Annotated in this window: 9 protein-coding genes; 2 read left to right on the top strand and 7 right to left on the bottom strand. The window is 66.6% G+C overall.

What is annotated here, in order from left to right; translation table 11 throughout:
• Positions 1-105: 105 nt before the first annotated feature.
• Together ASE72_RS15870 and ASE72_RS15875 are read left to right on the top strand one after the other, a co-directional pair.
• Entirely contained in the window at positions 106-1,122 is a 1,017-nt protein-coding gene (locus ASE72_RS15870) for a LacI family DNA-binding transcriptional regulator (RefSeq protein ID WP_056023492.1), read from the top strand.
• 69 nt (positions 1,123-1,191) lie between these two features.
• Entirely contained in the window at positions 1,192-1,413 is a 222-nt protein-coding gene (locus ASE72_RS15875) for a hypothetical protein (protein ID WP_056023495.1), read from the top strand.
• A gap of 18 nt (positions 1,414-1,431) precedes the next feature.
• Here ASE72_RS15875 and ASE72_RS15880 read toward each other — a convergent pair whose 3' ends face one another.
• The 7 genes from ASE72_RS15880 to ASE72_RS15910 form a co-directional block, all read right to left on the bottom strand.
• Entirely contained in the window at positions 1,432-2,223 is a 792-nt protein-coding gene (locus ASE72_RS15880; RefSeq protein ID WP_056023498.1) for a 3-keto-disaccharide hydrolase, read from the bottom strand.
• The gene (locus ASE72_RS15885) at positions 2,220-3,653 is read right to left on the bottom strand and encodes a Gfo/Idh/MocA family protein (RefSeq protein WP_056023501.1); all 1,434 of its coding nucleotides are present in this window, start codon (positions 3,651-3,653) and stop codon (positions 2,220-2,222) included. Before ASE72_RS15885 ends, ASE72_RS15880 begins: the two co-directional genes overlap by 4 nt.
• Before the next feature lie 69 nt (positions 3,654-3,722).
• Complete coding sequence (locus tag ASE72_RS15890; protein ID WP_056023504.1) at positions 3,723-6,050, bottom strand: GH92 family glycosyl hydrolase; 2,328 nt, start codon at positions 6,048-6,050, stop codon at positions 3,723-3,725.
• Between the two features lie 21 nt (positions 6,051-6,071).
• Positions 6,072-7,517, bottom strand: coding sequence for a glycoside hydrolase family 125 protein (locus ASE72_RS15895; RefSeq protein WP_056024331.1), 1,446 nt, complete (start codon positions 7,515-7,517; stop codon positions 6,072-6,074).
• Complete coding sequence (locus tag ASE72_RS15900) at positions 7,514-9,811, bottom strand: GH92 family glycosyl hydrolase (protein WP_056024334.1); 2,298 nt, start codon at positions 9,809-9,811, stop codon at positions 7,514-7,516. Before ASE72_RS15900 ends, ASE72_RS15895 begins: the two co-directional genes overlap by 4 nt.
• Positions 9,812-9,879: 68 nt before the next feature.
• Complete coding sequence (locus ASE72_RS15905) at positions 9,880-10,968, bottom strand: glycoside hydrolase family 43 protein (RefSeq protein ID WP_056023507.1); 1,089 nt, start codon at positions 10,966-10,968, stop codon at positions 9,880-9,882.
• 116 nt (positions 10,969-11,084) lie between these two features.
• Positions 11,085-14,192, bottom strand: coding sequence for a TonB-dependent receptor (locus tag ASE72_RS15910; RefSeq protein WP_056023510.1), 3,108 nt, complete (start codon positions 14,190-14,192; stop codon positions 11,085-11,087).
• Positions 14,193-14,287 lie beyond the last annotated feature (95 nt).

Raw genomic sequence — 14,287 nt, forward strand, 5'->3', positions numbered from 1 at the left:
AGCTTTTGCTGCTTCGGGGTCGAGAATATGGCGCGACCGCAAAAGTGTAAAGGATTACATTTTCGGGCCGTCGACATATTCTTCGCAGGGCTTCATGGGTTTGTGATGACGACGATAATTCAGGTCGCGACGAGCGCGGGCGTGTCCACCGCGACGGTTTCCCGCGTGCTCAGCCACCCCGACCGGGTCGCCGAGAAGACGCGGCTTCACGTGCTCGGCGTCGTCGAGGCGCTGGGGTACAGACCCAACGTTGCCGCCCGGTCGCTGCGGACATTGCGCGCGGCGAAGATCCTGCTGACGGTCCCCGATATTTCCAACCCGTTCTTTGCGAGCGTGATTCGCGGCGCGGAAGAAGCCGCGCGCGACGCGGGGTACGGCGTCGTGGTCGGCGATACGCGGCACGATCCCGTCATCGAGGACCAATATGCCGAGATGCTGTCGCGGCGCGAGGTCGACGGGCTGATCTTTCTCGGTCACCGCCTGCCCGACCCGCTGCAACGCGTGCTCGACCGCGCGGGCTGTGCCGCACCGATCGTCAATGGCTGCGATTATAATGTCGAGACCGGCGTGCCGGGCGTGCATATCGACAATGCCGCAGCAGGCCGTGACGCGGTCCAGCATCTGGTCGACCTGGGGCACCGCGATATCGGCATCGTGGCCGGCCCCGGCACGAGCCCGCTCAGCCGCGACCGCCTCGCCGGGGCCATGGCCGTTGCGGAGGCACATGGCGTCGCCGACCGGATACAGACGCGGATCGGCGACTATTCCGCGGCGTCGGCGTTCGAACAGGCGCGCGCGATGATCGCAGGCGGCGTCACCGCGCTGTTCTGCTTCAGCGACGAGATGGCGATGGGCGCGATCGCCGCGGTCCGCGATGCGGGGCTCGACTGTCCGCGCGACGTGTCGGTGATCGGGTTCGACGACCTGCCGCACGCGCTTTATTTCCACCCTGCGCTGACCACGATCTCGCAACCCAAGGGGCTGATCGGGCAGCGCGCGGTCGAGATGCTGGTCGCGATCCTCAACGGCGACACCGACCGCCCCGACCGCGTGGTCCTGGCGCACGAGCTCGTGATCCGCGGCAGCACGGGTCTTGCCGCGCCGCGCACGACACCACGTTGAGACACGCGGCTGTCATCTGGCGGCAATGAACCACGCGTAAGACGTCCCTCGACATCGGAGGTGACTACCATGTTCAGTGCAAGCCCGCTCGTACCCGACCAGCTCGTCGACTGCATCGCGACGGGACGCGAGCCGACCGCCGCGGATCTCGACAGCGTCGCCGCGCGAATGTGGCGCGAAGTGTCGACGCAGCGGTCGGCCTTTTCATGGGGCGACCTCGCGCCCCTCGCGCAGGACCGCATCGTCGCGATGCGGTCCGCGGTGCTGGCGTTGCAGGGCAGCGCGCGCTGATCGCGCGCGGCGCCCGCGTTATTTCAGCTCGCGGAGCCAGATCGACCGGAAGCTGATCGGCGCGCTCGGATCGCCGTGATCCTGAAGCTTGATCGGCAGCGCGCCGTGCGGGGTGTAGCGCGGTGCGCCGATATAGACGGTCTCGCCCTTCACCGCGACATGGTCCTGGACGAGAACGCCGTTCATCATCACGGTCGCATAGGCGGGGCTGGTCACGCTGCCATCAGCGGCGAAGACGGGCGCGGTCCAGACGATGTCGTAGGTCTGCCATTCGCCCGGCGCGCGCGTCGGATTGGCGAGCGGTGCGATCTGCTTGTAGATCGCACCCGCCTGTCCGTTGACATAGGTCTTGTTGCGGTAGCTATCCATGATCTGCAGCTCATAGCCGCCATCGCCCTCGCCCGTCGCGCCGAGGAAGACGCCGCTGTTCCCGCGCGCCTGGCCTTCGCCCGTGATCCCGGCCGGGACGCGCCATTCGAGGTGGAGCTGATAGTTGCGGAAACTGCGCTTGGTCTGGATATTGCCGGTACCCTTGCGCACCGTCAGCACGCCGTCGCCGACCGTCCAGCGGGCGGGGCCGTTACCCTTGGTGCTGGTCCATTGATCGAGCGACGTGCCGTCGAACAGCACGACCGCGTCCGATGGCGGTGCGACCGTTGCATAGGCCGGCGCGACGACGACCGGCGGCTCGGGCTGCCAGACCTCGGTATCCTCGGGCCGCGGGCTTGTGGCTGCAGGTTTCGCCTGCGACGGCGGCGTCGCCTGCGCGGCGAGTGCGGCAGCGGCGAAAAGCAACGTGACAGCGGTCATAACGACCATCCTTTCCTGTATTCCCGGTCGAGAAACCGGTTTGCATCGGCGAAATTGGTGACCCGGCCCGCCTGTCCGTCATAGTCGATCGGGCGCTCGGCGCGAAGCGCGACCATGCCGAGGACCATCGTCTCGTTGAGCGGCACCGCGACCGAGAAGGGCGACGAGATCGCCTCCTCGCCCCGGATCGCGCGGATCCAGTTCATCTCGTGGCCGTCGCGTCCGCCCTGGATGCGCGGCATCGAGACCGGGACCGCGGCGGCGCGCGCCTGCGCGCCCTCGCCGATCAGCACTGGTTTCTCGCCATAGGTGTCGTGCATCAGCATCCCGGACTCACCGACATACAGCACGCCGCCCTCGGGGTTCATCACCGCGTCGACCGGCATCGCATCGGGCGTCGGCGGCATCATCCCGCCGTCATACCAGGTCATCGTCACCGGCCCGCCCTTCGCGTTGCCGAACCGGTAGGTGGTCATCGACGCGAGCGGATAGCTGCCGAGTTCGACGGGCGGCTTGCCGTCCCAGAGGTCGGTATCGCCACCCCAGCGGCTGTGCCGCGTCTCGATCCGCGTCGGCAGACCGGGTTCGAGCGCCCAGACCGGGAAGTCGATGAGGTGCGCGCCCATGTCGCCGAGCGCGCCGACGCCGAACGGCACCCAGCCGCGCCAGTTAAAATGGGCATAACCGGGGTGATAGCCCCAATCGACCGCCGCGGGTCCGAGCCACAGGTCCCAGTCGAGGCTGGCGGGTTTGGCGACCGGCGCGGGGCGCGCCTCGCCCTGCGGCCAGACGGGGCGGTTGGTCCAGACATGGACGTCGCGCACGCGGCCGATCGCACCGCCACGGATCAACTCGACGACGCGTCGCCCGTCATCGCCCGAATGCCCCTGGTTGCCCATCTGCGTCACCAGCTTCGGGTTGCGCCGCGCGAGATCGAGCAGCGTCCGCCCCTCCCGCACGCTGTAGGTCAGCGGTTTCTGGACATAGACGTGCAGACCGCGCTCCATCGCCATCTTCGCGGCGAACGCGTGGTGATGGTCGGGCGTTGCGATCACGACCGCGTCGATATCCTTGCGCGTGTCGAGCATCCGCCGATAGTCCGCGAACCGCGTCGCCCGGTCATAGGCGGTCTTGAGCGCGAGCCGATCCGCACGCAGCGCACCGTTCGAATCGACCATCGACTTGGCGACATGGTCGAAATCGACATCGGCGAGCGCCACGATGTTCTGGCTGGTGAGCTTGGCCATGTTCTGCGAGCCCATGCCGCCCGCACCGATCACCGCGACATTGACGCGATCGCTCGGCGCGATCCGGCGTGTGCGGCCGGCAGCCGCGGCGGCAGCGGTGCCGGGGAGCGCGAGCAACCCCGCGCTTGCCGCCGCGCCGCCAAGCCAGTTCCGGCGCGTCATGCCTGCGTTTCGCTCGGTCATGCCTTATCCTCTTCCTTGGTCAAACCTGACAGCCCCGGCACCAGCCGGCAACCCCTTGTCCGTGCGTTCTCAGGCGGTTCTGCCGTAGGACGGCGGACGATCCGCCTTGGCGGTGCCGAACTTCGACGGCTTTCCCCCCATTACGAAGGCGAGTTCGCCACCCCGCGCAAGGTCCGCATGCGCGATCCAGTTCTTCGTCCAGGGCTTGCCGTTCCAGCGGACCGACTGGACATAGGGCGCCTGCGGACCATTGCCCAACGCGGTGATCCTGAGCGTCTTCCCGCCGCCGAGCGCAACCTCGGCGGCATCGAACAGCGGCGAGCCAAAGACATAGACCGCGCTGACCGGATCGACCGGGTAGAGGCCGAGCGCGGAGAAGATGAACCACGCGCTCGTCTGCCCGCAATCGTCGTTGCCGATGACGCCGTCGGGATCCGCCTTGTACATCTCGGTGCACAGCCGCCGGACCATCGCCTGCGTCTTCCACGGCGCACCGGCATAGGCATACATGTACGCGGCATGCTGGTCGGGTTCGTTGCCATGCGCATATTGGCCGACCAGCCCCGAAATGTCGGGCGGCGCATTTTTGGGGAGTGTCGAAGGCGCGACGAACAGCGCGTCGAGCTTCTTCACGAACCCGGCATCGCCGCCGAACATCTCGATCAGCCCGTAAATGTCGTGCTGGTTGAGGAACGTCGCCTGCCAGCCATTCGCCTCGGTATAGTCGCGGTGCTTGTCGGGGTTGTGGCCGAGCTGGATCGGATCATAGTCCGCCCACCAAGTCCCGTCCGCGAAGCGCGGCCGCGCGAAGCCGATCTTCGGATCGATGACGTTGCGGTAGTTGAGGCTGCGCTTGCGTAACGCCTGCGCGTCGGCAGAAGCGCCCGCCGCGTCCGCGAGCACCGCCATCGCCCAGTCGTCATACGCATATTCCTGCGTCCGGCTGACCGATTCCCAGACCTTGTCGGCAGGGATGAAGCCAAGGTCGTAATAATAGCCGCGGCCGAGCGTGCTTTCGAGATCGCGGAAGCTGCGGTCGAACGCGCGCCGGCGGATCTGCGGCCAGGCGGCGGCATAGTCCGCCTTGACGCCCTTCACGCACGCCTCGGCAAGCACCGACACCGAATGCCAGCCGATCATGCACGCGGTCTCGACACCCTGGAGCGGCCAGACCGGCGAGCCCGCCGGGCTCTGGATCGTCTGGCGAACCAGATCGCGCGTGAACTGCGCGGCCTTGTCGGGCTGGACCAGATTGAGCAGCGGGTGCAGCGCGCGGTACGTGTCCCACAGCGAATAGGTGCTGTACGCGGTGTCGCCCGCCGCCGCTGTGTGCACGTTGCGGTCGAGCCCGACATAGCGGCCATCGCGGTCGGTGAAGAGCGTCGGCGACAGGAACGTGTGGTACAGCGCGCTCGCCATGATCGTGCGCTGATCGGGTGTGCCGCCCTCGACGCGAATACAGTCGAGCTGCGTCTGCCAGGTCCGCGCCGCCGACCGGCGCACATTGTCGAACTGCCAGCCCGGCGCCTCGCCCGCCAGCGCGGCCTTGGCGCCCGCGACGTCCACCGCGGAGATGCCCGTCTTGATCAGGATGGGCTCGCCGCCCGCCTGGTCGAAGAACAGCGCGACCTTCAGCCGGTTGCCGATGATCGCCTTCGCGCCCGCGGGCGCCGGTGTGTCGTCGTCGCCGAAGAATTCGACACGGTCGGGGCGGCGCGACAGCTGCATCGCGAAATGGATCCGCCGACCCTTTGCCCAGCGGTGGACGCGACGGCTGCCGGTCAGCATGCCGTCGGGCGACAGCGCCAGCGACGCCTCGTCGACCAGCACGCCCTTGTCCCAGACGTCGAGGATCATGTGCGCGAAGTCGATCAGGATGTGCCCCGCGCCTTGCGGGAAGGTGTAGCGGTGATGCCCCGTCCGCTCGGTCACGGTCAGCTCGGCGAGCACCCCCGATTCGAGCTTCACGCGGTAATAGCCGGGCTCGGCGAGTTCGTCGGAGAAGCGCTGGCGATAGCCCTCCTGCGGCTTGTCGAGAGCACCGGGCTTAAGCTTCAGCGGCCCGCGCGTCGGCACGACGAGCACGTCGAGCATGTCGCCGATCCCCGTCCCCGACAGATGCGTGTGGCTGAACCCCATGATCGAGCCGTCATCCTGATGGTAGCCCGAGCACGCATCCCAGCGGCTGTTGTCGGTGTCGGGGCCGAGCTGGACCATCCCGAACGGCAAGGACGGACCGGGATAGGTGTGGCCGTGACCGCCGGTACCGATGAACAGGTCGGGCTTGCCCGCGATCGGGCGCTGCCCCTGCGCGCCGGCGGCGGCGACGGGCAGCACGCCCGCGAGGCCGGCGAGCCCGGTGGTGGCGAGCACCTCGCGGCGGTTGGCGGTGGTCATGTGTATCTCCCGTAGTCCGTGTCAGTAGCGCGCGGCGAGCAAGGCGGGCTTGCGGCGCTCGAGATCGAGGATCAGTTCGCCGAACAGCCCGTTGGCCCAGGCGAACCAGCTGCGCGTGAATTTCATCGGATCATCCTTGTGGAAGGATTCGTGCATGAAGCCGGTCCCGCCATGCGTCGTCTTCAGCCATGTCAGGCACTGGCGGATGACGGCGTCGTCATCGCTGTTCATCGCATGCGTGACGATCGACATCGGCCAGATCATGTCGAGGCCGATATGCGGCCCGCCGATCCCCTGCGCGGCCTTGCCCGCAAAGAAATAGGGGTTGCGGTCGCTCCAGGCGAGCGCGGCGGTGCGGCGGAACAGCGGGTCGGCGCGGTCCGACGCGCCGAGCAGCGGCAGGCCCGACAGGCTCGGCACATTGGCGTCGTCCATGAAGATCGCATTGCCGAAGCCGTCGACCTCATAGGCCCAGACCTCACCGCCCTGCCCGTCCGGCATCCGGCCATGCGCGCGCAGCGCCGCCTCGACCTCGGTCGCCAGCGCCTCGCTGTCCGCCGCGCCCGCGGTATCGCCGCGCGCCTCGCGCTGGACCGTCGCCAGCATGCGCAGCGCCGACACCGCGAACAGGTTGGACGGGATCAGGAAGGGGTAGAGGCACGCATCGTCCGACGGGCGGAACATCGAATGGATCAGCCCGACCTTGCGCGTCGGTGCGCCGTATCCCTCGAACATCAGCGTCTCGGTGGGCGAGACGTTCAGCCGCTGGAAGTGATACGGGCCCTTGCCGTCCTTGCGCTGCTGTTCGCGGAAGGTCGCGACCGCGCGGACTATCGCCTGCGCCCACTGGTCGTCGAACGGCGTCTTGTCGCGCGTCGCGGTCCAGTAACCGTGCGCGAGCCGCATCGGGTAGCAGAGCGAGTCGATCTCCCATTTCCGCTCGGCGACGCCCGGCTTCATCTCGGTCTGGTCGGTCCGCGCGCCGAGGTTCGATTTCGCGGTCGGATCGTCCATGAACGCGTTGGCGTACGGGTCGATCAGGATACAGCGCGCCTGCCGAGCGATCAGCCCGACAAACACCCGGCGCAGCCCCGCATCCTTGGGCGCGAGATGGACATAGGTCTGCATCTGCGCCGAGCTGTCGCGCAGCCAAAGCGCCTCGATATCGCCGGTGATGACGAACGCGTCGGGCTTGCCGTCGACCATGCCCAGCCGGACCGTGGTGTCGAGCGTGTTGGGGTAGCAATTCTCGAACAGCCAGGCGAGTTCGGGGTCGGCGATCTTCGCCTTCACGCGCGCGATCTCCGCCTCGACCGCGGCGCTGACGAAGCGACGCTCGCCACGCGGCGGGCGCTTGCTCGCCAGCGGCGCGGCGACCGCCCCGCCGGGCACCGCGGTCGTCAGCGCGAGCGCCGCCGCACCGGTCATGACATCGCGGCGGCGGGGGGTGAAGCGCGCGCCGCTCATGGCTTGGCCACCGGCGCGCTCATCGAGAAGGGCGCCGCGCTGCTTGCCGCACCCCATTTCCGGTTCGGCGTCGCCCCCATCACGAAGCGCAGCGTACCACCCTTCTGCAGCGCCTCGCGCGTCAGCCACGGCTTGTCGTGCGGCGTCCCGTTGAAGCTCGCCGACTGGATATAGACATTGCCGGGGCCGTTGTTCGCCGCCTCGATCGTCAGCGGCTTGCCGCCGGGCATCGTCAGCTTGACGGTGCGGAACAGCGGGCTGCCGATCGCATATTGGCCGACTGCGGGCGTGACCGGATAGAAACCGAGTGCGGAGAACACGTACCAGGCCGAGGTCTGGCCATTATCCTCGTCGCCCGGATAGCCGTCGGGCGTCGGCGCGTAGAGCTTCTTCATCACGTCGCGGACGTGATATTGCGTCTTCCACGGCGCGCCTGCCCAGTCATAGAGATAGGGCATGTGCTGGATCGGCTGGTTGCCATGCGCATATTGGCCCATGTCGACGATCTGCATCTCGCGGATCTCGTGGATCGTCTGCCCGTAATAGCTGTCGTCGAAGATCGGCGGCGTCGTGAAGACCGAGTCGAGCCGCTTCACGAACGCGTCCTTGCCCCCCATCAGGTCGGCGAGGCCCTGCACGTCCTGCATCACCGACCAGCTATAGTGCAGCGCATTGCCCTCGGTGAAGGCGTCGCCCCATTTATACGGGTTGAAGGGGGTCGACCAGCTGCCGTCCTGGTTGCGACCGCGCATCCACCCGCTCTGCGTGTCGTAGAGCTTGCGGTAATTCTGCGCCCGCGCGGCATAGAGCTTGGCGTCCTCGGTCTTGCCCAGCGCGCTCGCCAGCCGCGAGATCGAGAAGTCGGCGGTCGCATATTCGAGGCTGCGCGCGGCATTCTCGTTGATGCCGACGTCATAGGGCACATAGCCCAGCCGGTTGTAATATTCGACGCCCTCGCGCCCGACCGCGCCGACGACGTTGCCCTTCTTGTCAACGGGGCGCCCTTTCGACGTGGTCGCGTTCTTGACCATCGCCTCGTACAAGGTCTCGACGTCGAACCCGCGCACGCCGTTGAGATACGCGTCGGCGATCAGGTTCGCCGAGTTCGACCCGATCATCACGTCGCGGTGCCCCGGACTCGCCCATTCGGGCAGCCAGCCGGACTCCTTGTAGGTGTTGACCAGCCCCTGCATGATCTCGCTGTCTCGCTCGGGATACATCAGCGCGAAGAACGGGAAGACCGCGCGCCACGTGTCCCAGAAGCCGTTGTCGGTATAGAGAAACCCCGGATGCACCTTGCCGTCATAGGGGCTGTAATGGACCGTCTGCCCCTTGGCATCGACCTCGTGGAACATCCGCGGGAACTGCAGCATGCGGTAGAGCGCGGAGTAGAAGGTGCGCCGGTTGTCGATGTCGGGATCGCTCACCTCGATCCGGTCGAACTCGCGCTGCCAGACCGCCTTCGCCTTGGCCTTGGTCTGCTCGAAGCCATCGCCGCCGATCTCGCCGCGCAAATTGCGCTGGGCTTGGTCGAGGCTGATGAACGACGACGCGACCTTGACGCCGACCTGCTCGCCCTTGCGCGTCTTGAAGCTGACGACCGCGCCGACATGATCGCCCTCGCGCACCGGCGTCGCGGCGATCTGGCCGTTATCGTCCCAGGTGCGGCTGACGGTGAAGGCGTGGTCGAATTCGGCGACGAAGTAATTGTGGAAATTGCCCGGCACGCCGCCGTGATTGTTGCGGACATAGCCGGTGATCCGCCGCTTGACCGGGTCGACCGACACCATCGATCCGCCCGCATAGCCGTCGAGGATGATGTGCGCGTCGTCGCTTTCGGGGAAGGTGAATCGGAACTGCGCGGCGCGGTTGGTCGGCGCGACCTCCGCGGTCACGTCGTAATCGGCGAGATAGACCTTGTAGCTATAGGGCCGGCTCTCCTCCGCCTTGTGACTGTACCACGAGGCGCGTTCGTCCGCCTTGACCTTGAGCGCGCCGGTCGTCGCCATCAGTGCGAACGCGGCATAGTCGTTCATCCACGGGCTGGGCTGGTGCGTCTGCTTGATGCCGTTGATCTTGTTGCCGTCATAGGTGTAGCCCCAGCCGCTGCCGGGCTTGCCCGTCACCGGCGTCCAGAAGTTCATCCCCCACGGCACCGCGACCGCGGGATAGGTGTTGCCGTACGAGAGCGTATAGTCGGAGTCGGTGCCCATCAGCGGGTTGACGAGATCGATCGAGGGCTGGTCCCGCGCTGCCGCGCTGGCGGTGGCGGCCGACTGCGCCGACAGTGGCATCGGAGCGACGAGCGCGATCGACGCGACCGCCGCCACCGTGCCGCGCAATGCGGCGATTACCCTGTGTCTCACATCGCTCTCCCAGATGAATGTTCGTCCCGCCCGGGGGCGGTCGTCCCGGCGCGTTTGACCGCAGCGCGGATCGGCCGCGGCGCGACGCCGGTGTTGGTCATTACCACAGGCTTGATCGTGCCGTCGGCGGCAAAGACCATGCGGTCGATCGCGATCTGGCGGTGTTCGCCGCGATCGGTGTCGAGCGGCCGGCGGTGATAGGCGATGTACCAGTCGTCGGTGCCGGGCACGTTGACGACCGAATGATGCCCCGCACCGCGCGCGATCCGCAGGTCCTGCGCCAGGATCTTGCCCTTCGGCGTGAACGGCCCGGTCGGGCTTGGCGCGGTCGCATAGGCGACGCTATAGTCCGGGCCGGTCCACCCGCCCTCCGACCACATCAGGTAATAGACGCCGCGGCGTTCGATCATGAACGACCCCTCGACATAGCCGGGCGGCGTGATCTCCTTGAACGTCGTCCCGTCCGCGAACGGCAGGACGCGCTTGAGGTCGGGGCTCAGCCGGACGACGTTGCAGTGCTTCCAGCCGCCATAGAAGAGATAGACCTGCCCGTCGCGATCACGGAACGCGAACGGGTCGATCGGTTGCGCACCATTGTGGAACGCACCGACCAGCGGCTTGCCGAGCGCGTCCTTGAACGGCCCCCCGGGCGTCGTGCTGACCGCGAGACCGATCCCGCCAAGCTCGGCATCGCTCTGGATGTCGTTCGCGCTGAAGAACATGTAATAGCGCCCGTTCGCCTCGATCACCGACGGCGCCCAGATCGCATAGGCTGCCCAGCCCGCATTCTGAACGTCGAACGCGCGGCGGTGCTTGGTCCAGTGGACGAGGTCGGGCGACGAGAATGCGTCGAAGAACGTCTGCATCCCGTAGGAGGGACGGACCGTCTTGCGCTGTCGGGCGAGCTTTTGCGCAGGGGAAAAGCGGCTCGCCGCAACCGGCTTTCCAACATGGTCGGAATAGGTCGGGTAGATCCAGTATTGCCCGGCAAACACGCGGATCTCGGGATCGGCATACCAGCCGGGCACGATCGGGTTCGACGCCGTCGCCGCACCGCATCCGAGCAGACCCGCAATCGTCAGCATGCGACGTGCTGCACGCCGCGTGACCGGGATAGCGCGCCAGGGGGCGAGAATTCTATTGAAAAAAAGGTGGCTCCGCGAGGGAGCCACCAGGGGAGAGAACGTCGTGAAACCCGCCATCAGAAGTTGAACGACACGCCGACATAGGCGCGGCGCCCGAAGTAGTTCCGATAGGTGAAGCGATCCTTGGTATCGTTGCCGAGATGGCGGCTCTCTTCCGACTTGGTCAGGTTGATGATCGAGGCGGTGATGTTGAGCCGGTCGGTCAGCGCATAGGCGGCGTTGAGATCGACCTGTTCATAGGGGTCGGTATAGACGTTCAGCCCCGACTGGAGCCCGCCGACAACCTCGCCGCGACGGTTGTACGATGCGCGGACCAGCACCTTGCCATGCTCGTAGAACAGGGAGGCGTTCATCTGCGTCTTGGCGCTGCCGACGAGCGCGGACGAGCCGACCGTCTGGCCGTCGAGCGTCACGTCGGCGACCGACGTGTCGTTGTAGGTGAAATTGACCTGCGCACCCAGGCCGAACGACAGCGTGTGCTGTGCGTAGAGCTCGACACCCTGCGAGCGCGCGTTCGAGCCGTTCGCGACGGTCGAATAGGGCTGGATCAGCACCTGCTCGCCCGCGACGTCGCGCGTGACGTTGAGCACGAGCGGCACGACGAAGTCCGACACGTCCTTGCGGAACGCGGTCGCGCCCAGCACCGAGCCGCGGTGGAAATACCATTCGATGCCGGCGTCGTACTGCCAGGCCGAGAACGGGTTGAGTTCGGCATTGCCGCCGCTGCCCGACCAGCCTTCGAATTCGCCGAACTGGCCGCGGTCGAACGCATATTCGGGCGAGCGATAGGTCAGCGACCGTTCCGATCCGAGATTGGCGAACGACGGCCGCGAGATCACCTTGGCGACCGCGCCGCGGACGAGCAGGTCGGAGGTGATTTCGTACGAGATGTTGAAGCTCGGCAGCCAGTCCGTGTAGGTCTTGGTCTGATCAGTGCGCGTATTGATGATCGTCTCGCGGACGCTCAGCGGCAGGACCTGGCAATTGCCGTCCGCGCCCAGCGGCCGGTTCGGATCGAACGACCCGTTCGGCCCGTTGACGCAATAGTCGTTCAGATACTGGAGCCGGTCGGACGTGTTGCCCGACTGACGCGTATTGGCCATGCGCAGACCGATATTGCCGCGCAGACCGCCGGTACCGAAGTTCGCCTGCGCATACCCCGCGAACACGCGCTCGCCCAGATCATACACGAAGTCCTTCTCGTCGACGCGGACCGCGTTGCCGTAGGTGGCGTTCAAATAGCTCAGATATTTGTCGAAATTGATCCCGGGAACGACGTTGGCGTTAAACCCGCCACTGATGTTGCCGATCGGGTTTTCGTAGAAGAATTCGGGCCGCGCGACGGCACCGGCCGCGGTATCCTGATAGCGGATCTCGTTGGCCGCATCGGCGTACCATTCGTTGCGTCCGGTCTCGCGGTGGATGCTCAGGTCGCGCCATTTGCCGCCGATCTGCACCGACTTCAGGAACCCGTCGAAGCGGCGCGTCAGGTCGAGCTGAAGATACCGCTGTCCCACGTCGCTGTTGACGAAGCTCGACCCGGTCGAGCCGACGTCGATCTGGGCGATGCCGTTGCGGATGTTCTGCTGGATTTCGGGCGAGAATTCGAAGTCGGCGATACCGTTCGAGATATCCCAGTTGCTGACGAGGTTGCCGTTCTGCTCGCGACCCGGAATCGTCAGGCGCGGCTTGGCGGCGACGCTGAACCGCGTCGAAGGGCCCCCGCTCGACTTGGTCTTGCCGAGTTTCAGCACCGCGTCGAACCGGTCCTGGCTGTACTTGACCTCGGTCTCGAAGGTGTTCGAGACCTGCTTTTCGCGGCTGTAGGTGCCTGCAATCTGCGGCGTTTCCATCGTGCACGGCGTCGCGCGTGCAAGGCACCCCGTCCCCGCCGCCGGAACCGCGAAGTTCGCCGACTGGAAGATCGTGCCGCTCTTGTCGAGCGTCGCCCCGGTGAAGAAGTCGTTATAGCCCCATTCGGGGATCTTCAGGACGTTCGAGGTAAAGTCGCTGCTGTAGCCGAAGCGGAAATAGTTCGACGTGACCGTGACGTTGTCGAACGGACGGAACTGCGCGGTCGCCTGGATGCCGTAACGCTCGCGTTCCTGGTCGAACACCTCGGCATTGACCGACTGCGGCGCCCAATAGCCCGAATAATGCGTGCCGTCGCGCGCGGTGGTGCCCTGCCCCGGCCAGTAGGAGATCGCATCGTCGTTCGCGAACGGCTTGCCGTTGACGTCGGTCGCGGGGGTCAGCACGTTGCCCTGCGCGTCGCGGTCGCTCCACCAGAGCCAGCTCTCCGAGCTGCTGCGCAGTTCGCGGTTCGTGCGCTTCTGCCACACGCCGCCGACCAGCAGGCCGAACGTCTCGTCGTCATTCTTCCACGACAGCTGTCCGCCAAGCTGCGGCTCGAACTTCTCGGTCGTGTCCGAATAAGTGCCCTCGGTCGAGACGAACCCCGACCAGGCGGGGACGTCGAACGGCTTGCGCGTGTTGAGGATGATCGTGCCGCCGACGCCACCTTCCTCGAGCCGCGCCTCGGGCGACTTGTAGACTTCGGTGCTGGCGATGAAATTCGACGGCAGCAGGACATAGTTGAACGACCGCTGCGGATCGCCGCTGTCGGCACCGGCAAGGAAGTTGCCGTTGAGCAGCGTCAGCGTCAGGTCGGACTGGAGCCCGCGGATGCTGACCCGGCTGCCCTCGCCGCCGTCGCGCGTGATGACGACGCCCGGGACGCGCTGCAGCGCGTCGGCGACGTTCTTGTCGGGAAACTTGCCGATGTCCTCGGCAGTGATGACGTCGACGAACGCATTGGCCTCGCGCTTCTGCGTCAGGCTCTGCTCGATCGAGCGACGATAGCCGGTGACGACGATGTCCTCGCCGGCGGGGTCCTGCGCGACGGCGTTCTGCCCGGTAGCATCAGCTGGGGCCGCGGTGACCTGGCCCGATTCGGCGGTCGCGGTCGACGCCGGGCCCGGCGGCGTGGTCTGCGTTGGCGTCTGGGTCGGCGCACCAGCCAGCGGGGGCGCCTCTTGCGCCTGCGCGGCCGAGACGAGCGACGCGGTCAGGCTCGCGCCCGCCAGCAGCATCGCCATCGTGCGACGGCACCCGGCAAACCTCGAATGCCCCACGTTCGAAACTACGAGCTTGCCAGTAATCATCAGACTTCCTCCTCCCGGTGAGAGAACCGAAGTCCGCCCACGCGCCCCTATGAAATCGCGCTGCCCACCCATGCGGGTGGTGTGTCCGTTGTACG

The organism is Sphingomonas sp. Leaf20 (assembly GCF_001421535.1).
Lineage (GTDB): Bacteria > Pseudomonadota > Alphaproteobacteria > Sphingomonadales > Sphingomonadaceae > Sphingomonas.